Origin of the sequence: Bacillus sp. Root920 (assembly GCF_001429445.1) — a bacterium.
GTDB lineage: Bacteria > Bacillota > Bacilli > Bacillales > Bacillaceae > Bacillus > Bacillus safensis.
In genome coordinates, this window is sequence record NZ_LMJV01000012.1 from 1 (window position 1) to 20,894 (window position 20,894).

19 protein-coding genes, 2 tRNA genes and 1 pseudogene are annotated in these 20,894 nt (G+C 42.1%); all 22 read right to left on the minus strand.

Features of this window, described 5'->3' with window-relative positions; translation table 11 throughout:
* Window positions 1-317: 317 nt before the first annotated feature.
* The 22 genes and pseudogenes from lysS to ASE42_RS17570 all read right to left on the minus strand — a co-directional run bounded on the left by lysS (window position 318) and on the right by ASE42_RS17570 (window position 20,876).
* Window positions 318-1,817, minus strand: a complete 1,500-nt coding sequence (lysS, locus tag ASE42_RS17465) for a lysine--tRNA ligase (RefSeq protein ID WP_024427180.1) — start codon at window positions 1,815-1,817, stop codon at window positions 318-320.
* A gap of 90 nt (window positions 1,818-1,907) precedes the next feature.
* Window positions 1,908-2,909 carry a tRNA dihydrouridine synthase DusB gene (dusB, locus tag ASE42_RS17470; protein ID WP_041105742.1) on the minus strand — a complete coding sequence of 334 codons (1,002 nt, stop codon included), beginning with the start codon at window positions 2,907-2,909 and terminating at the stop codon, window positions 1,908-1,910.
* Window positions 2,902-3,135: a helix-turn-helix domain-containing protein gene (locus ASE42_RS17475; protein ID WP_024425661.1), complete on the minus strand. Its 234-nt coding sequence runs from the start codon at window positions 3,133-3,135 to the stop codon at window positions 2,902-2,904. The genes dusB and ASE42_RS17475 overlap by 8 nt, the downstream gene beginning before the upstream one ends.
* Entirely contained in the window at window positions 3,087-3,590 is a 504-nt protein-coding gene (folK, locus tag ASE42_RS17480) for a 2-amino-4-hydroxy-6-hydroxymethyldihydropteridine diphosphokinase (protein ID WP_024425660.1), read from the minus strand. The genes ASE42_RS17475 and folK overlap by 49 nt, the downstream gene beginning before the upstream one ends.
* Window positions 3,587-3,949, minus strand: a complete 363-nt coding sequence (gene folB / locus ASE42_RS17485; protein ID WP_080780838.1) for a dihydroneopterin aldolase — start codon at window positions 3,947-3,949, stop codon at window positions 3,587-3,589. The genes folK and folB overlap by 4 nt, the downstream gene beginning before the upstream one ends.
* Complete coding sequence (folP, locus tag ASE42_RS17490) at window positions 3,942-4,799, minus strand: dihydropteroate synthase (protein ID WP_024425658.1); 858 nt, start codon at window positions 4,797-4,799, stop codon at window positions 3,942-3,944. Before folP ends, folB begins: the two co-directional genes overlap by 8 nt.
* 9 nt (window positions 4,800-4,808) lie before the next feature.
* Window positions 4,809-5,657, minus strand: coding sequence for an aminodeoxychorismate lyase (gene pabC / locus ASE42_RS17495; protein ID WP_056768427.1), 849 nt, complete (start codon window positions 5,655-5,657; stop codon window positions 4,809-4,811).
* Entirely contained in the window at window positions 5,654-6,247 is a 594-nt protein-coding gene (gene pabA, locus ASE42_RS17500) for an aminodeoxychorismate/anthranilate synthase component II (protein WP_024425656.1), read from the minus strand. The genes pabC and pabA overlap by 4 nt, the downstream gene beginning before the upstream one ends.
* A gap of 13 nt (window positions 6,248-6,260) precedes the next feature.
* Window positions 6,261-7,679 carry an anthranilate synthase component I family protein gene (locus ASE42_RS17505; protein ID WP_041105735.1) on the minus strand — a complete coding sequence of 473 codons (1,419 nt, stop codon included), beginning with the start codon at window positions 7,677-7,679 and terminating at the stop codon, window positions 6,261-6,263.
* Window positions 7,680-7,803: 124 nt separating this feature from the next.
* Window positions 7,804-8,727 (minus strand): cysteine synthase A, encoded by a 924-nt coding sequence (gene cysK, locus ASE42_RS17510; protein WP_024425655.1) that lies wholly within the window; start codon window positions 8,725-8,727, stop codon window positions 7,804-7,806.
* A 77-nt stretch (window positions 8,728-8,804) separates the two neighbouring features.
* Window positions 8,805-9,713, minus strand: a complete 909-nt coding sequence (locus ASE42_RS17515; RefSeq protein ID WP_024425654.1) for a peptidyl-prolyl cis-trans isomerase — start codon at window positions 9,711-9,713, stop codon at window positions 8,805-8,807.
* 46 nt (window positions 9,714-9,759) lie between these two features.
* Window positions 9,760-10,635, minus strand: coding sequence for an Hsp33 family molecular chaperone HslO (gene hslO, locus ASE42_RS17520; RefSeq protein ID WP_041105733.1), 876 nt, complete (start codon window positions 10,633-10,635; stop codon window positions 9,760-9,762).
* 14 nt (window positions 10,636-10,649) lie between these two features.
* Window positions 10,650-11,426, minus strand: coding sequence for a type III pantothenate kinase (locus ASE42_RS17525; protein ID WP_024427185.1), 777 nt, complete (start codon window positions 11,424-11,426; stop codon window positions 10,650-10,652).
* A gap of 162 nt (window positions 11,427-11,588) precedes the next feature.
* Complete coding sequence (gene ftsH / locus ASE42_RS17530; RefSeq protein WP_024427186.1) at window positions 11,589-13,490, minus strand: ATP-dependent zinc metalloprotease FtsH; 1,902 nt, start codon at window positions 13,488-13,490, stop codon at window positions 11,589-11,591.
* A 95-nt stretch (window positions 13,491-13,585) separates the two neighbouring features.
* The gene (gene hpt, locus ASE42_RS17535; RefSeq protein ID WP_008357399.1) at window positions 13,586-14,125 is read right to left on the minus strand and encodes a hypoxanthine phosphoribosyltransferase; all 540 of its coding nucleotides are present in this window, start codon (window positions 14,123-14,125) and stop codon (window positions 13,586-13,588) included.
* Window positions 14,122-15,544, minus strand: a pseudogene (gene tilS, locus ASE42_RS17540) (tRNA lysidine(34) synthetase TilS). The gene hpt and the pseudogene tilS overlap by 4 nt, the downstream one beginning before the upstream one ends.
* A 96-nt stretch (window positions 15,545-15,640) precedes the next feature.
* Window positions 15,641-16,648 carry a protein kinase domain-containing protein gene (locus ASE42_RS17545; RefSeq protein ID WP_041105745.1) on the minus strand — a complete coding sequence of 336 codons (1,008 nt, stop codon included), beginning with the start codon at window positions 16,646-16,648 and terminating at the stop codon, window positions 15,641-15,643.
* Entirely contained in the window at window positions 16,632-17,369 is a 738-nt protein-coding gene (locus ASE42_RS17550) for a vWA domain-containing protein (RefSeq protein WP_034284249.1), read from the minus strand. Before ASE42_RS17550 ends, ASE42_RS17545 begins: the two co-directional genes overlap by 17 nt.
* Before the next feature lie 76 nt (window positions 17,370-17,445).
* Entirely contained in the window at window positions 17,446-19,929 is a 2,484-nt protein-coding gene (spoIIE, locus tag ASE42_RS17555) for a stage II sporulation protein E (RefSeq protein ID WP_024425648.1), read from the minus strand.
* Between the two features lie 203 nt (window positions 19,930-20,132).
* Window positions 20,133-20,204: transfer RNA gene (locus tag ASE42_RS17560), tRNA-Glu, on the minus strand.
* A gap of 25 nt (window positions 20,205-20,229) precedes the next feature.
* A tRNA-Met gene (locus ASE42_RS17565) sits at window positions 20,230-20,303 on the minus strand.
* A gap of 177 nt (window positions 20,304-20,480) precedes the next feature.
* A complete protein-coding gene (locus ASE42_RS17570; RefSeq protein WP_008357409.1) occupies window positions 20,481-20,876 on the minus strand; it encodes a S1 domain-containing RNA-binding protein in 396 nt (131 codons plus the stop codon).
* Window positions 20,877-20,894 lie beyond the last annotated feature (18 nt).

A 20,894-nucleotide genomic window follows, 5' to 3' on the forward strand; every position in this document is an offset into this window, starting at 1 on the left:
TCGCCAGTTTGACTGACTACCTATGAAGTATCATAGGATTTTTTATAAAAACTCGAATTAACAGGTACGTTTTGTCTTGTTTAGTTTTCAAAGATCATGTTCGTTATCGCTCGTAAGCGACTTTAATATCTTACCATTTTGCATCGGTTAAAGTCAAGAACTTTTTTCAATTTCTTTTTTTAACCTCGTTGCTGTTTTGCGGCAACGAATAATAATATACCACCTGGAATCTTTCCTTGCAATAGTTTTTTTAAAAAAAGTTTCATTTTATGAAAAATAAAAAGCGCCATAGATAAAATGGCGCTTTGATTGATATATTAGCGGTTTCTCATTTGCGGGAAAAGCAGTACATCTCTGATTGATGGAGAATTTGTTAAAAGCATGATTAATCGGTCGATCCCGATTCCTAAACCACCTGTTGGAGGCATGCCGTATTCTAATGCTTCAACAAAATCGTCATCCATTAGATGTGCTTCGTCATTTCCTTCTTCACGTTCTTTTAATTGAGCTTCAAAGCGTTCTCTTTGATCAATTGGATCGTTTAGCTCTGTGAATGCATTTGCATGCTCACGGCGCACGATAAACAGCTCAAAGCGATCTGTGAAGCGAGGATCTTCAGGATTTTTCTTAGCTAATGGAGAAATCTCCACTGGATGTCCGTAAATGAATGTAGGCTGAACCAATGTTTCTTCTACTTTTTGCTCGAAGAACTCATTGATAATATGACCTACTGTCATATTTTTCGTGATTTCAACACCATGATCAGCAGCATGCTGTTTTGCTTCTTCTATAGACATCTCCTGCCAGAAGTCTACACCTGTTGCTTCTTTGACCGCTTCAACCATATGCAGTCTCTTCCATTCAGGTTTGAGATCAATTTCATCTTCTCCATATTGAATGGTTGTTGTTCCCAGCACCTCTTGGGCAATATGGGCAATCAAGTTTTCAGTCAGATTCATGATGTCTTTGTAGTCTGCGTATGCTTCATACAGCTCAATCATAGTGAATTCTGGGTTATGACGAGTCGATACACCTTCATTACGGAATACGCGGCCAATCTCGTATACTTTCTCTAGACCACCGACAATTAGGCGTTTTAAGTGCAGCTCGATCGCAATACGCATATAAAGCGGCATATCAAGTGCATTGTGATGAGTAATGAAAGGACGCGCTGATGCACCACCAGGAATGCTGTGCATTGTTGGTGTTTCAACTTCTAAGTATCCTTTAGAATCCAAGTATCTTCTCATGGATTGAATGATTTTGCTTCGCATAATGAATGTCTGCTTACTTTCTGGATTTACAATGAGGTCAAGGTAGCGCTGACGATAGCGTTGTTCAACATCTTTTAATCCATGATATTTATCAGGAAGCGGGCGAAGTGCTTTTGTCAGAACCTCAAAGCTAGTCGCTTTAATAGAAAGTTCTCCTACATTTGTTTTAAATACCGTTCCTGTTACACCGATGATATCGCCTAGGTCTGAGCTTTTAAATAATTCGTAGGCTTCTTCCCCTACACTATCTTTACGAACATAGATTTGAATTTGTCCTTCTAAGTCTTGAATATGCGCAAAGCCAGCTTTTCCTTTTCCGCGCTTTGTCATCATACGTCCAGCGATTGTTACTTGAGCCGCTTTTCCTTCTAAGTCTTCTTTAGAAAACTCGTCATATTCAGCGATAATTTGCGCAGATTGATGAGAACGGTCATATCGTTCACCGAATGGATCGATACCCTCTTCTCTCATTTTATTCATTTTGTCACGTCTGACCTGGAATTGGTCATTTAATTCTTCGTTATTAAGCCCTTCATTACTCATTTATATCACTCCAATAATGTATTTTGCAGAGAAAAGCAGAAAAACTGCCAGTACATGCACTAGCAGTGAGCTACAAAAAGAAAGATAATCTTATCCTACTTTTATACTTTGAAGCTCTTTTGCCTCGGCCTCGATCGTAAAGTCATCAAGAACTTGTACAAGCTCCGCTCTCGTTTCACTTTGATTGATTTGATTTCTCACGTCCGCATTGCCTCGGACACCTTTTAAGTACCATGCTGCATGCTTTCTCATTTCTCTAACAGCCACATGCTCGCCTTTCAGGTCAATGAGTCGGTCTAAGTGAAGCTTGCACACTGACATTTTCTCACGCACGTTTGGCTCTTCTTTCAATTCACCCGTTTCTAAATAATGAACCGTTCGATAAATCATCCACGGGTTTCCTAGTGCAGCTCTTCCGATCATGACAGCGTCCACACCTGTTTCATCAAGCATACGTTTTGCATCTTGAGGGGTTTTGACATCGCCATTGCCGATGACAGGAATTGAAACAGATTGTTTAACCTCTTTCATAATATCCCAATTCGCTGTTCCTTCGTACATTTGCACGCGTGTCCGTCCGTGAAGCGCAACCGCTTGTCCACCTGCTCGTTCTACAGCACGGGCATTGTCGATAGCAAAGATATGGTCTTCGTCCCAGCCCATTCTCATTTTCACTGTAACTGGTTTGTCTACAGCTTCTACGACAGCAGAGACCATTTCATAAATCTTGTTTGGATCAAGGAGCCATTTCGCTCCTGCATCACATTTCGTAATCTTTGGTACAGGACAGCCCATGTTGATATCAATAATATCAGCTGTGGTATTCTGGTCTACAAACTTTGCCGCTTCGACGAGTGTGTCTTTTTCCCCTCCAAATATCTGAAGGCTCAAAGGCTTTTCCCGTTCATCAATGTATAGCATACCCATTGTTCTCGCATTGTTGATCAGGATCGCTTTGTCACTGACCATTTCAGCGCAGACTAAGCCCGCTCCAAACTCTTTCACTGTCAGTCTGAAGGCAGAGTTGCACACACCAGCCATTGGTGCGAGCACTACTTTGTTTTTAATCTCGATATCTCCGATTTTAAACATTTTTCCCCCTCCTTTCTTCTTCAAGAATTGGCGAAAGTTCTTCCACCGTTATATTTAAAGCATCTGCTATTTGACCAACCAATTGGTTTGTTGGTAATCGATTGCCTCGCTCAATTTCTCCTAAGACAGAGACAGAGATGCCCAGTCTTTTCGCGAACCCTTCCTGAGTATACCCTTTTAGCTTTCGGTATGCACGAATTCTTCTACCCCACATGTCTTTTTCCATATGCTTACACCTTCTTGGTCTGTTACGGCATTTATTTGTACTTCGCCGATTTCTGGGCAAATCTCACTCATCGGGACAAGAACGAATAAACGTTCGTACATTCTAGGATGCGGCACTACAAGTTGTTCTGTTTCAATATTTTCACGATTATAAAGTAAAATGTCAAGGTCAGCCGTTCGCGGTCCCCATCTCACTTCTCTTGTTCTGCCTAACTCCTGCTCGATTTTCTGAGTAAGAGACAGCAGTTCCTCCGGACGAAGTGAAGTGGTAATTTTCACGGCCATGTTTAAAAAGTCATCTTGGTTTTCATAGCCTACAGGTGCTGTTTCATATATCGATGAGATTAATTCCACTTGAACCTCTGGATGTTCATGCAGTTTTTTGACGGCTTCTTTTAAATAGGTTTCTTTTTTACCTATGTTTGAGCCTAATGCGATGTATGCTGTATTGTTCATGTGCGCGATCTCGTCATTTCAATTGCAACGGACTGATAGTGTCCTGGAATTGGCGGATCTGGTTTGATCACCTTCACTGTACATTCCTGAACTGTCGGAAAATCCTTTAACACTTGGTTTGCAATTCTTTCTGTCAGTGTTTCAACGAGATTGACCGGCTTACCTTCTACAATGCTTTTGCAGATTTGGTAAAGCTCTGCATAGTTGATGGTCTCATTGAGATCATCAGTTTGTCCGGCTTTACTTAAATCAAGTGAAGCTGTTAAGTCCACGCGGAATCGCTGCCCTAATTTATTTTCTTCTGCAAATACACCATGGTACCCGTAAAATTCCATTCCATTTACATATACTTTATCGATGATAAGCGCCTCCCTTATTCAGCATAGCATCCATCATTTTTGCCATTCTTGCTATTTCTTTTACATCATGTACACGGACCATCGCACTGCCCTTTTGAATCCCAAGGCAAACAGTCGCACCTGTTCCTTCAGTACGTTCTTCAGGCGGCAGGTCTAAGACAGCACCAATGAATCGTTTTCGTGATGTAGCTAGCAGCAGTGGATACCCAAGGTGACAAAAATGTTCGAGTTCATTCATGACCTTCAGGTTATCCTCTTTATTTTTCGCAAATCCTACCCCTGGATCTAATATGATCATGTCATCACGGACACCCGCTTGCTGGGCAATTTGGACACTTTCTTTCAAATCGGCGATCATATCTGAAATCAGATGTGTGTAGTTTCGTTCTGGCCGATTGTGCATTAAAATGATTGGGACATTGTGCTTCGCTGCCACATGTGCCATTTGGGGATCTGCCTTCGCTCCCCATACATCATTAATGATGGAGGCTCCAGCTTTCACCGCTTCATCTGCGACACGGGCTTTATACGTATCAATAGAGATAGGTACATCTAATTCTTTTGTGATCTTCTCAATGACAGGAATGACCCTTGAAAGCTCCTCTTCTTCCGAGACAAGTGCCGCTCCCGGGCGAGTCGATTCTCCGCCAATATCAATAATATGCGCCCCGTCTTCTATCAGCTGCGCTGCATGAGCCAGCGCTTTATCTACTTGATTAAACTTTCCTCCATCTGAAAAAGAGTCAGGAGTGACATTTAAAATGCCCATGACCAATGTCTTTTCTTCATAGCTAAGGGTGTGATGCTTGGCCTGTATGATTTTAGGCTGTTTTATCAATTGTTGTGTCATTGTGTCCACCTACTCTTTATGGTCTTGACGTTCTTTTGTGTATTGCATTCTTAACTTTGTTGAGATGGTCCGGCTGTTTTTGGGCAAGTGGATGTCTCCTATACTCCCGAAAGGTACAACTCCCTGAACAGAATTAGTCATCCATACCTCATCAGCTGAGAGCAAATGTGAGACTGGGTATCGTCCTTCCTTTAGCGAGACCCCCATCGCGTGGAGCGTTTCCATACAGTATCGACGAGTGACCCCATTTAAAATGCCTGTATCAAGTGACGGTGTATAGACCACATCATCTTTCCGCCAAAAAACATTCGAGGTAATACCTTCTGCCACATCATCTTCTTTCGTTAAAAAGATGCCTTCTAACGCCGGGTCGTTCCCCACTTCTCTTTTCGCGAGCAGGTTGTTCATATAGTGATGAGACTTGAGACGCCTTGGCCCTTCTGGTGTATTTCTTCTTGTTTGAAGAATGACTCCCTTTTTCTCATCTAAAATAGATTCTGGACGGAATGGAGAGATCATGACAAAAACGACAGGCTCTTCATAAGGATCTGCAGAAAACCCATTGCCTCTGCCCGCAGAGACATTCAAGCGAATTCTCGCATGTCCGCCGGCTATTTGGTTTTTATTCAGTAAAGTATAAATGATGTCGAGTACAAATGGTTTCTCTATTGTGGATTCGATGCAAAGGTCACGTAATGATTGATTGAGCCTTTCAAGATGCCAATCTAACAGGAAGACTTGTCCTGCCAGGCTGGTAAATGTTTCGAACACACCGATGCCATATAGAAAACCATGATCAAAAGGAGAAAGAGTCGCTTCTTTCTCCTCTATATACTGACCGTTCAGATAAATGATCATGCGTTTACTTCATGCCCCTTTTTACGATAGGTTTCAATGAAATTTTTCAGCATTTCTTTTCCGAAGGACGTCATAATCGATTCAGGATGGAATTGCACACTTTCAATCGGCAGTTCTTTATGGCGAATCGCCATGAGCTCGCCTTCCTTTGTGCTGGCTGTTGCGTCAAAGCACTCTGGCAATGTCTCGTTTTTGACAATTAACGAATGATATCTCGTTGCAACGAGCGGATTTTGAAGTCCTGTGAAGACACCTTTTCCGTCATGTTTAATCTCTGACGTTTTCCCGTGCATTAAGCGCTCTGCTCGAACGACATCCCCGCCAAAGACTTGTGCGATGGATTGGTGACCTAGACACACACCGAAGATCGGAATACTTCCTGCAAAGTGCTTGATCGCCTCCATACTAATCCCCGCTTCATCAGGACTGCATGGCCCTGGAGAAATCATGAGGAAATCCGGCTTGAGCTCTTCAATTTCTTGAATGGTTACTTGATCATTCCGTTTCACGATCAATTCTTCTCCAAGCTCACCTAAATACTGGACCAGGTTGTACGTAAATGAATCATAATTATCAATCATTAAAATCATACTCTGCTCACCTCTAACTCAAAATAGTCTCTTCTTTGCTCAGCTGTAATGCTTTTTTCACTGCATAGGCTTTTTTAATCGATTCTTTATATTCGTGTTTTGGGACAGAATCTATGACGATCCCCGCACCTGACTGCATAAAGGCTTTTCCTTCTGTACAATACGCAGTACGAATGACGATATTAAAGTGCATATCTTGATTGAATCCAAACCAGCCTATAGATCCAGTATAAAGCCCACGTCTTGTTGGCTCAAGTTCTTCTATGATTTCCATCGTCCTCACTTTTGGAGCACCTGTAATCGTTCCACCTGGGAATACAGCTCTCATGACATCTACCGCGTCACATTCATCACGCAGCTCTCCTTGTACATTGGATACAATATGCATTACGTGTGAATATTTCTCAATCGCCATAAATTCGTTCACTTTTACGGATCCATAAGTGGATACGCGTCCAAGGTCATTCCGCTCAAGATCAACGAGCATCACATGCTCTGCGCGTTCTTTTTCATTTTCAATGAGCTCTTTTGCCAGCGCTTGATCCTCAGCGTCGTCTTTGCCTCGTGATCTTGTTCCGGCAATTGGTCTTGTTTCTAGCTGAGTTCCTTTTTTCTTAATAAGCAGCTCTGGAGATCCACAAACAATCTGGAAGTCAGGCGTATGCAGGTAAGACATGTAAGGAGATGGATTGACTTGACGTAACGTTTTGTATAAATCATACGGATGAGTGTGTAGCTGTTCATCTTGTCTGATGGATAAGTTCACTTGGAACACATCACCGTTTGCGATATATTGCTTAATTTTCTCTACTGCTTCCCCAAAGGTTTCTTCAGTGAATGGTGCTGCTGGTACAAATTCTGTGGAAGGTTCACTGACAGGTGATTGTGCTGATTCTTCTGAAGAGCTTGTCCATTTTTGCCTCCATTCTTCAAGCCTTTGGTTCGCTTTACTCACTGATTCCGTTTCCTCTATGTGCGTAATCAGCCACAGCGCGTGCTCTTTATGATCAAAAACTGCAACATCGTTAAATACGAGGAAATAAAGGTCTGGTGTTTGAAGATCATCAATTGACAGCATCTTAAAATGCTCGATGTATCTAGCATAATCGTAGCTTAAAAACCCAATTGCTCCGCCTTGGAAGTCTGGGTATTCGTCGTTCGTTTCGGTTTGAAGGGTTTGAAACCAATCCGTAAACGCTCTGAATGGATCACCTTCTTTGAACAGCACCTCATCTTGATAATGGATGGTCGTCATTCCATCTTTCCCCTTCGCTTTAGCGATCGGGTGAATACCAGCGATGCTATAAGAACCGCCGCGCGCACTTTCAAGAAGCACATGATGTGTTTCGCGAGCAGTTAATTGTTCGTATCTTTTCAAGAATGCATCTTTCGTAAAAGGAATTTTGATGCCCATCGGCCTGCGTTGTGTCATGTTATCATCCTTTTTCATTTTCATTAATCTTATTGTAATGCAATCCAATTTATTTAGAAAATAGTATTTGCTTTCCATCTTCAGAATTCATGAAAAAACCCCAGCAAATGCTGGGGTGATTGGTTTAATCGAATTGATAAAGTGGTGTACTGAGGTAACGCTCACCATTACTTGGGATGATGGCCAGAACCTTTTTCCCTTTACCAAGCTTTTTCGCTGTTTGAAGTGCTGCGTAAATAGCTGCTCCGGAAGAAATACCGCCAAGGATTCCTTCTTCTTTCGCTGCTTTTCTTGCAAGCTCAAATGCATCTTCGTTTTTCACTTGGATGATGCCGTCATATATTTCTGTGTTCAAGATTGAAGGAACAAAACCTGCTCCAATTCCTTGAATTTTATGCGGACCCGGCTTACCGCCTGACAATACAGGAGAATCTGTCGGCTCTACTGCATAAAGCTGGATGGATGGGATGGCTTCTTTTAGGACTTCACCAGCACCTGTAATCGTACCGCCCGTACCAACACCTGCAATAAATGCATCAAGCTCGCCGTCAAACTGTTCAAGGATTTCTTTCCCAGTTGTACGACGGTGAATCTCTGCATTGGCTTCGTTGCTAAATTGCTGAGGCATGAAATAACCATGCTCTTCTGCTAATTCTTCCGCTTTTTTGATGGCACCTTTCATTCCTTCTGCACCTGGTGTTAAGACAAGTTCCGCACCATAAGCGCGTAAAAGGTTGCGGCGCTCCTGACTCATTGTGTCCGGCATAACCAAAATCGCATTGATTCCTTTAGCAGCCGCTACCATTGCAAGGCCGATTCCTGTATTTCCGCTTGTTGGTTCAATAAGCGTATCGCCGGCTTTTAATGTACCTTTTGCTTCAGCATCTTCGATCATCGCTAAAGCAATACGATCTTTGACACTGCTGCCCGGGTTCATATATTCAAGTTTCAAGTAGACATCCGCACTGTCTTCATCTACTAAACGGTTTAATTTAACGACTGGTGTATTTCCTATTAGTTCAAAAACTGAATTTGCAATACGAGCCATCACTAACACCTCTATCTCCGAGTAATTTTATTGTATTAATATTAAATTATCAATTTCAAAAAATTTTGTCAATGCTTTTAGTCCTGCTCGCCATCGTAAAACCATGTGACTTTTGCTTCTTTCCACAGGGTTTTGACATTCGCCTTTTCACCTAGATCTTCCATGGCGATCTGCCTTTTAATCTGGTCTTTGACTTCGTCATAGGAGAAAGAGCGGCCATTTAATTTTTCTTTTAACTGAATAATGGCATACCCGTTTTTGGTCTGAATCGGCTCTTTCGTCCATTCATCTGGCTGAAGCTTTTGAGCTTCTTGTATGTATAGGGCTGGGATACTTTCCTGCTCTTCTGTCACAAATCCAAGATCTCCGCCGTATGGTGAGGTGTAACGGTCGATTGAACGTTCAGCTGCCACGGCTTCGAAACTAGATCCACCTTTTAAATCTTTCAATACATTTTCAGCCTCGCTCTTTGTCTTCACGACGATATGGCGAATGCGGTATGAATCATCATATTGATATAAGTCCTTGTTTTTTTCATAAAACGATTTCGCTTCTTTTTCAGAAACGACGGCATCTCTTGTTAAAAGCTGCTCTAATAAAATTTGATAACGAATCTGTTCTTTCCATTCCTTCTCACTTGTATGTCCATCTTCATAGAAATTATTAGACACCGCTTTGAGCATAAGCAATTCACGATTGATCTCTTTTGAAGACACTTCCAGCTTGTTTTGCTTGGCAAGCTGATTGACCACCTTTTGATTGATCATTTGCTCAAGAGTCGCCTTTCCGTAGCGGTCTTCCATTTTCTTTAGCCATTCTTGACGCGTCACCTTCTCTTTTCCAATTGACGCAATTTCTTCACCGCTCTTCCCGTTAGAAGAAGCCTGTGACATTTGTGACTTTGTTAATACATATGCAATGACAACGGCATTAATCATGAGCAACACGAGGATAAATGTCCATACCACTCTTGCTTTTAGTCTCATCTTTCGTCTCCTTTCCATTCTAAAAAGAAAACCCGCTGCTTAGAGCTTAGCGGGTTAATTCTTCACGTAGCTCTTCTAGCTCTTCTTTTGTAAATACATACGTTTCGTTACAAAAATGGCATTGAGCTTCTGCTTGTCCGTCTTGTTCAATCATATCATCAATTTCGGCTTTCCCTAGGCTGATAATGCCATTTGCAAACCGTTCTTTTGAGCAGTTACAAGAAAATTCGACAGGTACAGTTTCTAAAATTTGAGGCTTTTCACCGAGTACTTCTTCTAATATTTGTTCTGGTGTCATCCCTTTTTCAATGAGTTTAGAGATGGGTTCAATGGTTGACAGGCGCTTTTCTAGTCTTTCAATGACAGCATCTTCTGTACCAGGCAGCAATTGAATGATGAAACCGCCTGCTGCGAGAATCGAATTATCTGGATTGACAAGGACGCCTACGCCTACAGAAGAAGGCACTTGCTCAGAAGAAACAAGATAATAAGTGAAGTCATCTCCAATTTCACCTGAGACAATTTCTGTTTGTCCTGTAAAGTGGTCCTTCAGCCCGATATCTTTGACAACACTTAACGTTCCAGATGTTCCGACTGCACGTCTAACATCCAGCTTGCCATGTTCATTTAAGTCAAAGTGAACTTGTGGGTTTGAGACATATCCTCGCACCTGGCCTTTTGCATTTCCATCAGCGATAATGGCGCCGATTGGTCCACCGCCTTCTATTTTGACAGTTAGCTTATTCTCACCTTTCAGCATAGCACCCATCATGACTGTTGCTGTCATCGTTCTGCCGATGGCTGCTGATGCAGTCGGCCACGTATGATGTCTTCTTTGTGCTTCGTTGATTGTATCTGTTGTGTTTGCAGCATATGCGCGGACTTTTCCATCATATGCTAACGCTTTAACTAAGTAATCCATTTGATTTAAACCTCCTATAATACACCGACACGATTACGTTCATAAATGAGCTGCAGTCCTTTTAATGTGAGGAACGGATCGACAATATCAATACAGTCTGATTCATTTCCAATCAATGTAGACAAACCGCCTGTTGCAATGACTTTCGGTGTTTGTTTGGCTTGCTGCTTCATCCGTTTCACTATTCCCTCGACTTGGCCAACATATCCATAAAGGATGCCGGATTGCATCGCACTGATGGTGTTTTTTCCAACAATGTGATCTGGACGGACAATTTCAATTCTCGGCAGCTTCGCCGCTCTTGTATATAAAGCCTCAGTTGAGATGGTAATACCCGGTGCAATCGCTCCACCCATGTATTGTTTTTGTTCATTGATATAACAGTAGGTTGTTGCTGTTCCAAAGTCTACCACAATAAGAGGTGCCCCATATAGGTGAATTGCTGCTACTGCATTGACAATTCGATCTGCCCCGACTTCCTTTGGATTGTCACACATAATGTTTAATCCAGTCTTCATTCCAGGCCCTACAATTTGGGGTGTTATGTGAAAATACTTTTCGCACATTCTTTCAAGTGCGAACATCATTGGCGGGACAACAGACGAGATGATAATCCCTTCTATTTGGTCAAACATCAGCCCGACATAATCGAATAAAGCCCTGATGGACATACCAAATTCATCTTCTGTTTTATGACGGCTTGTTTCAATTCGCCAATGGTAGTTTAGATCGCCATTATGATAAACACCTAAAACGGTATTTGTGTTTCCTACATCTATCACGAGTAACAACTTCATCACCACTTTGAATAGTTTCTCAAAAAGAGCATTTTTCGACTTTCTATCATACCATACACGAATTGAGTTCCATTTGTAAACAATTCGAAACCGATCCATTCATGAATCGAAATAAAAAAAGCTGCCGGTGATCCCGGCAGCTTTCACAGAAGGAGATTAGATCTCCTCATCTTCTTTTTTCTTGATGTTTACTTTCACATCATCGTTTTTCTCTTCGTCATCTGCATATACACGCTCTGGAAGCTTTCCAGTTTCGTAAAGAGATTTAATTTGTTCAGCATCTAATGTTTCAACTTCTAGAAGGGCTTGTGCGATGATTTCTAACTTATCTTTATTCTCAGTGAGAATTTGTTTCGCACGTTCGTAGCTCTCCTTAATGAAACGCTGAACTTCTTGGTCAATTTCGTAAGCGATCGCTTCACTGTAATTCGGCTCATTGTTAAAATCACGGCCAAGGAAGACTTGACCTCCTTGTGATTGACCGAATTGAAGCGGACCAAGTTTATCAGACATACCGAACTCTGTGACCATTCTTCTTGCAATGCCTGTTGCACGCTGGAAGTCGTTGTGAGCGCCTGTACTTACTTCACCAAACGTAATTTCCTCTGCAACACGACCGCCGAGCAAGCCGACAATCTTATCAAGAAGCTCTGGCTTCGTTTGGAAATAACGGTCTTCTCTTGGAAGCATGACCGCATATCCGCCTGCCTGACCACGAGGAACGATCGTTACTTTATGCACCATGTCCGCTTCGTCTAGGATAAGACCAATGACGGTATGACCTGCTTCATGGTAAGCCACAATATTACGTTCTTTCTTCGAAATGACACGGCTTTTCTTCGCCGGCCCAGCGATGACACGGTCAGTCGCTTCGTCAATATCACGCATATCGATTTTCTTTTTGTTATGACGGGCAGCAACAAGTGCTGCTTCGTTTAGTAAGTTCTCAAGATCTGCTCCAGAGAACCCTGGTGTTCTGCTTGCAATGGCTTTTAAGTTAACTGACTCGTCAAGCGGTTTGTTTTTCGCATGAACTTTCAGTACTTCTTCACGGCCAATAACATCTGGGCGGTCAACCGTAATTTGACGGTCAAAACGTCCCGGACGCAGCAATGCAGGGTCTAGAATATCTGCACGGTTTGTCGCAGCAATGATAATAATACCTTCGTTGGCACTAAAACCATCCATTTCAACAAGAAGCTGGTTAAGCGTTTGTTCACGCTCGTCATGACCACCGCCAAGACCGGCTCCACGCTGACGACCCACTGCATCAATCTCATCAATAAAGATTAAGCAAGGTGCATTCTTTTTCGCATTTTCGAATAAATCACGTACACGTGATGCACCGACACCGACGAACATCTCGACGAAGTCAGAACCACTGATGCTGAAGAAAGGAACGCCTGCTTCTCCTGCAGATGCTCTCGCAAGCAATGTTTTACCTGTACCTGGAGGTCCTACTAGTAAAACCCCTTTAGGGATTCTTGCGCCAAGCTCCGCAAATTTACGTGGGTCCTTCAGGAATTCAACCACTTCTACAAGCTCTTGCTTTTCTTCATCTGCACCGGCAACATCTTTAAATTTCACACGTTTCTTCTCTTCTGTGTAAAGCTTCGCCTTACTCTTACCAAAGTTCATGACTCGGCTTCCGCCGCCCTGAGCTTGGTTCAATAAGAAGAAGAACAGGATAAAGATGATGATAAACGGAATGATGGTTGTCAGAACTTGCAGCCATCCATTTGTTTCAGGTGCTGGTTCTACTTTTACATCTGTATTCTTCAGTGCACTGTAAATTTGGTCAACACCTTGACCATCTGGAACATGGGTAATGAAGTATTGATCTTTCTTCGCGCCATCTAATTGACCACGAATTTCATAAACCCCTCTTACAGGCTGAATGGAGATACTCTCCACTTTTCCCGCACTTAGATTTTGCGAAAATTTGCTGTAAGACATGTTCTCAGGCTTTTGATTTGGGGATCCTAACCAACTGACGACCCCTATCACAAGTAATAAAATAAGTATATAAAAAATCGTATTACGAAAAACCCGATTCATTCCTTACCTCCTCCCACAGTAAGCACAACTATGTTCAATAGTATCATAGAAAATCATTCCAACACAACCAATAACCTCATGTATACGTATGCTGATTAGCCTTCGTAAACAGATGGTTTTAACACTCCAATATACGGGAGGTTTCGGTAACGTTCAGCAAAATCCAATCCATAGCCGACAACAAATGCATCTGGCACTTCAAATCCAACATAATCTGCTTTGATGTCTGCTTTGCGGCCGCTTGGTTTATCAAGCAATGTCACAATTTTAATGGAATTTGCTTTACGGTATCGGAAAAGCTCTACCAGATAGCTCAAAGTTAACCCACTGTCGATGATATCTTCCATAATCAAAATATCTCTTCCTTCAACAGAAGTATCTAGATCCTTAATGATCTTTACTTCTCCAGAAGATACGGTAGACTTTCCGTAGCTAGATACATCCATAAAATCAAGTTCTAAATATGTATCAATGTGTTTGATCAGGTCTGCCATGAATGGAAGAGCCCCTTTCAAAACACCAATAGCCAGGGGAAATTTACCATCATAATCACTGGTTAATGTTGCACCCAGTTCCTTCACTTTTTGCTGGATCTCTTCTTCTGAGATCAAAATCTTTTCAATATCTTGTTTCATGCTTTTGCTTGCCCCCTACAAATTTTCGTGCTGTCTATATTGTAATACAATGAGATCGCTGTTTGTCATATCAATTTCTTCAAAAACGGATTTTTTCAGACCTGGGATCCAGATGATTTGATGATCCGAGTCAGTGACGATCGGCCAGCTGTCTCTTTCTGCAAGAGGCACTTTTTTATCAATAAATATATCCTTCACCTTTTTTGATCCATTCATCCCTTTAAGTTTGATTCGATCACCATTTTTTCGTGAGCGAATGATCAAAGGGAGACGAACATGATCTTTTTGAAGCAAGAAAAAATGGTTTCCGTTCCGTGCATCCTTCGGAACATGATTTGATACGGCGATAGACTGTCCATTTGGGAGAAAAAGCTCTTCTCCGAGCTCAACCTTTAAGTGAAGAGCATAAGACTGGTCTAATACATGCGATCGTTCAAAGGTAAACATACAGTGATCATAAGACTTGACAGCTTGTAAACCTTTTGGCAAATCTAATGATCCAGACGGTTGATCGGTATGAGATAACCAGTCTAAAGTCCCTAGAATATGCTGGTTTGAAAACGCTGATTGAGTGTTTTCATAAAGATAGTTTAATATTAGTTGAATGCCTCTTCTTTGTAAAGGCAAAGGCAGGTCAAGCAAAGGCTTCGTTTTGATCTCAATTTGCTTAGGCGATTGACTCGTTATCACTTGGTTCATTTGTTCCTTTGTTAAAGCCTGCAAGTATTGCTCATCCTCAGTCAGCATGTCACTTACAAACTGAAAGCTTTCATGTACATGAGGTGCCTCTTCTTTTAACACGGGAAGAATGTGTCTTCTTACCCGGTTTCTCAAGTAGTCATCCGTATGATTGCTTTGATCAATGACATAGGGGACATGTTCTTTTTCACAAGCTTTTAGTACGTCGTCCTTAGAGTATCCAATGAGCGGTCGAATCAGCCACCCATTTTGAAAAGGACGTTTTGCTTGGATACCCGCGAGTCCTATACCAACAGTCCCTCTCGCAAGTCTCATCAACATTGTTTCTACTTGGTCGTCTCCATGATGTGCAAGCGCTATAAATTGAGCGTTGTATTGCTCCATCAATTGACGAAAGAAAGCATATCTGCACTCCCTTGCAGCTGCCTGTTTGTTTAAGCGGTTTTCTTTTGCATATTGGGTGACCTGTATGCGGGACGATTCAAAAGGGATCTCGTGCTCCTTACAGTAAGCCTCAACAAATGCCAAATCAGCAAAGGACTCTTCTCCTCTGAACATGTGATCTACATGGGCTGCAATCAGCTGATAGGAACCTTTGCGGCGCTTGTTAAGTTCATGCAGTAAGAGCATGGAATCCGGTCCGCCGGAAACCCCGACAATGACTGTCGTATTTTCAAGGTAAACATCATGCTTTTTCAAAAAAGATTCAATTCTATTCACAACTTCCTCCTCACAAAGAGCAGGTAATTTAAAGATATACATATCCTATCACTTTCAGTAGCTCCAAGCAAAGAAGAAGCCTGCTTTTTTACAGCTCTACAACAGGAACAAAACCACATATGCACAGTAAAGAGCGAGTACACTGCACACGATAAGAATGGTTTCAAAAAGACCGCCTGATTTTTTGCGTGCTGACGTTCTTTTTGCTGCTGCAGCCCGCGATCGTGTAGCCACTTGTTGATTTTGATTAATAGCGGGTTTTGGCGCGTTTTTTTGCTGCTGCTTCTTTTGGCGCGTTTTTCTTGTTGCAATCAGCTGTCCTTCTTTCAGCATCGCGCTTTTCATGTCTGCTGCTGATTGATATTTACCTTGTAGAGCAGCCTTTAACACCCTTTCATATCGCTTTAATAAAGGATGTCCTTCAATGGCTCGATAAAGCTGCTTTTCTGGTTCTGCTCCTTTTTTGAATTCTTTCTTATACGCACAGTTGACCATCACCATGGTCAGGGCAAATAAATCATACGATGGTTCAGCTTTTCTTGTGCCAAACCCCCAATAGCCTCGATCAAAAAACTCGGTATACTCCTTAATTGCCCTGCCTGCTTTCGTCGTTCCTCCCACATCAATGCACCGAATCGTTGCCGGGGGACCAGAAACAATGAGATTATCCGGCTTTAAGTCACCAAAAATCCATCCTTCCTGATGTAAATGAGCCAGACTGGATAAAAGCTGAATCATCAAAACAACGATCCACTCATCACCCTTATGTTTCACAAATTCAAGCAATAATGGACCTCTGACATATTCCATCACATAAAAGGAGCGTTTTTGAGGCATACCTGGATAAATCGCATCATCCATATCATAAAAAGAAGGCCCCATGGTTTTCACAGGAGCCTTTGAAAAGGATTTTAATACATTGACTTCAGATGCAATGAGCATACTGTCATCACTCACTTTAAGGGCCGCTTGCCCATGTGGCGATTCGGCCAGATAGACAACACCGTTCGCCCCTTTTCCAAGCTCTTTTACAATACGGTAATGATGGTGGTGCCATTTCCCTTGAATCACCGTGCCTAACGGGATGTTAGAATCCGAATTCATCATCATGCTCTTCCTTTGCTTCAAGCAGCCCTTTGCGTGAACGAACTGATTTGAAATGCTGAAGTGCTTCCCGAAGCGCTGGTCCCGTTGGGGTGATGCCTCCAGTGGTCAGTTTTGGGAAAATAGATGATAATGAATCGAATCGAGGCGTCCAATTCAACACAATTTCAGCATCTGAGTTTTTCCCGGGAAATACACACATCCCAAACTGATTTTCTCCAATTCTTGAATTTAAACTGATAGAAAGGTCGATAAGTGCTTCTTTGACGGTTGGCAGCTTCGGTTTCATACTTGCACTTGTATCAACAAGCACGAGTACTTGAAGGTGAACCGTCTCTCCTAACTCATCGACAACCTCCATTACTTCCCCGCGCTTATCAGGTGGAAGTTCTTCAATTTCAGCATCTTTGCCGAGAATTTGCTGCAATTCTTTATTCACAACACCTTGTAGCGTTTGTGTCATCGCTTTTTTTGTGACCATTTGTACTGTTTGAGATAACTGCTGGACATAGACAACTTGATGGATGCCTCCGCCTGCGAGAGCAATCCCCTCCACTTCCTTCATCGCTTCATGATCGTGTCTGTTTTCTTCCATAATGCCAATGACATTGACTGTAATCCCTTGTTCCTTTGCCAATGAGGCAATCGCAAGCGGATCTTCCCCGTGATTTGAGCAGCCATCTGTAATCAATAAGATTTGGTTGACGTGACCTTTTCGCATCTTCATTCCTCCTGGGATTGTAACTGAATGCTTATATCCCCATCATCGCCAGAAGAAATTCATATTATACGATATATTAAGAAATCTCTTGTTTCTCAAGATAGAATGTACCGGTCGGAATGGAAGCCCATTTTGGTGTGTTGTGGTCGAGCCTGATGACAACAACTGTCATATCGTCGTCAATTTGGCCTGCTCTTGTTCGAATAACCTCTTCCATTAATAAATCAGCAATTTCTTGGGGATCTTCTGTTTTAAAGCTTTTCATTTTCCGTTTCACCCACAGATCATGATTTTCAATATGCTTTGGCCCCTCAAAAATACCGTCACTCATCATAATCAATAGGTCTCCTGCCTTCATCTGTTCACTCACAACCTCGACTTCGAATTCATCAATAATACCGATTGGCAAGTTGCTTGCTTGTACCTTCATCACCTGATCACCCCGTTTAATAAAGCTGGGTGTTGAACCAATCTTGAGGAACTTACAGCTCGCATCCTGTAAATCAATGATCGATAAATCCAATGTGGAATAGATCTCGTCCGTCGTTCGTAAAGATAAAATACTATTAATGGTTTTAATCGCCACTTTTTCATTGATACCTGACGCCAATATTTTTTCTAACAGCTTAATCGTTTCATTGCTTTCAAAATGAGCACGTGCTCCGTTGCCCATTCCATCACTAATAGCTGCGGCATACTTGCCTGCTCCAAGCTCCATCATGCTGTAGCTGTCTCCAGATACCAGTCCTCCGCCTTTTGCTGCATGTGCCACGCCTGTAGCCACTCGGTATGATTTAGCAGAGCCAAATACAACGTGGCAATAGCCTGTTGGATGCTCTGCACACTGTTCTGCTTTGACTAAAATCTGTTCTTCTAAAATATCCGAAAGCATTGGAGCAATGATTTTTTCACATTCCCCATGCCCTTGGCAATATGGGATTCTCATTTCAATATCCACATTTCCCTGCTCCAAGCTATAGATTTCTACTTGCTGAATTTCAATGCCAAAGTGCTGAAGTGCTTCTATCATCTGCTCTTCCTGAATAAAATGCTGCTCTCTTTCTCGTTTTATTTCCCGGGAAAAATCCTCCATCACTTGTGAGACCCCCATCAGCTGTTCAGCGACAAGACGCCTGCTGTCTTGGACTTTTTTCTTCAGTGTCTGGTTGGCTTTATAGTAAGCGATCTCCTCTTCGATCAATTCCTCAACATGTTTTGATTTTGAGCAGTGCTGACTAAATTTCTTTTTCAATTTTCGGTTATGCTCATACGTTTTTTCATCAGATTCATGCATAACTTGTTTCATTAGTTCATAGGTTGTATCAAAGTTCTGCACCCAGCATTTATTTTTCTTATAGCACGTTTGACAGGATCGTTCTGTGATCGTACTTAAAAAAAGATCTACATCCTCTTCCTGCTTCTTCTCTTCAGGAATGGATTCGTAAAATGTCGCAAAACTCTCAGACAGCGCATGAAATACATGAGAGAATTGATCTACCTTTTTTGCTGTCACGTCTCGTACCTTCCGAGCATATTGCTGCTGCTCTTGTACATGCTCTACCGTACCAGGAATGTATTTCGCTACCTTGGAAGTAACTGATTGCGGCGTGAGTAAAAAGAGCGCAACCGCTATAAGTGATTCATACAGTGTGGTCATGAGACCTGCTGACCCTTCCCCGTACAGTGAAATGAGTAAGGAACCCACAATTAAGCCGATGGCTGCCCCTGCTTTCTTCCCTTCTTTCAGCAATCCGCCTAATAAGCCTGAAAAGGCAAGAAGACTCATCTGATAAAGGTTTCCGATGTTAGCGAGACCGAGAATTAATCCTGTCACAACACCGACCGTACAACCAATACTGGCTCCGCCAATAAAGGCAAATGTCAGCACTACATAACGTGACAAAATATGCTCTGCCTGCATTCCTTGAAAAGTGATCCCAGCAAGACCAGTTAAAACTGAGGCAATTAAAATCATAAAACAAATAATTTCTTCGACCTTTAAAGAGTGTTTAATTTTCCTGACTGTAAAAATCGGCAGGCTTTGAAGGAAAATCAGAGTCAAAATGAAGGCAAGTCCTGCTTCGACACCCGCCATGACGTAATCATAACTTTGCACAGCACCTTGCTCTAAGTAAACAAACGCTCCCCGGGTGATCAGCATTGAGAGAACAATGACAACCGGTAATGTTTTCACTGGGTCTTTGATGATGAAAGAAACCACCTTTGACATAAGGAGAAACATGAGCAGCGACGCAAACACAAACAATGCATTTTGAGGTGATATCGTCATCGCCCCAGCGAGTAATGCTAAACAAGCAAGCATCGCCTTATCTCTTTTAATAAGCAGCATGGAGCCAAAGAAAGGCAGAGCAAACGGCATAATTTCAGATAATATAAAGGCTCGTCCTAATAAAAAGCCTAGAACAACATAAATAAACCCTTTATAGAAAAAAAGAGAATGCGTGTGATGAAGAAACAGGTTTTTCATCTTTTTTAATCCCGCACTGATTCTTTCAAACCCCGCTCCTGTTAAATCAGTTCTTCTTTCTAGTTTTTCCATCTTCTCATCCCCCACCTGATATTCGTTGCTTGTCATTATAGCGAAGGTGAAAAAGAAATTTTGTCAAAAGAAGTTGTCGTTTCCATAAAACGTTCGACGCTTTATTCGTCAAAGAGGCATACTTTCATGAAAGTCGATGTCTTTCATCACAATTTTACGAAGGCACAAAAAAACAGCTTTCCTATAGAAAGCTGTTTCGAAGATGACCCGTACGGGATTCGAACCCGTGTTACCGCCGTGAAAGGGCGGTGTCTTAACCGCTTGACCAACGGGCCTTGCTTTATGTTCTAGTTAAAAGGATAGCGGCGGAGGGGATCGAACCCCCGACCTCACGGGTATGAACCGTACGCTCTAGCCAGCTGAGCTACACCGCCATAATGAAAATGCGCTAAGAAGCACAAGAACTATAATACAAAGGATTCGCTTGTCCGTCAATAGAAAGTTTTAAATTAAATGACGAAATCTCAAAAAATGTCGGATGGATCATGAAAAAAAGCACCTGCTGAACAGCAGATGCTTTGTTGTGAAAATATATAGAAAGCAGCAACAAGTTAACCTCTTCTTGCTCCGCGCCCCCCACGTTTTGATTCCGTGTTACGTTTTAAAGATGTTAAGCGATCTTCGCTATCTTTTAAGAATTTGTTCATTTTTTGTTCAAACGATTCCTTCGGACGGAAATCATTTCTGCTTGGTCTTGATTGTTGTTGAGGACGATCTTTTGCTTTTTTAATGGACAAGCCGATTTTACCGTCTTTTTCAACGTTAATCACTTTCACTTCAACTTGTTCACCGACTTTTAAATGCTCATTAATATCTTTTACATAGTTATCGGCTACCTCACTGATATGAACGAGACCAGTTGAACCGCCTGGCAACTCCACAAAAGCTCCAAAATTTGTAATGCCCGTAACTTTCCCTTGTAACTTGCTGCCAACTTCAATCGACATAAAAAAAGTGCTCCTCCT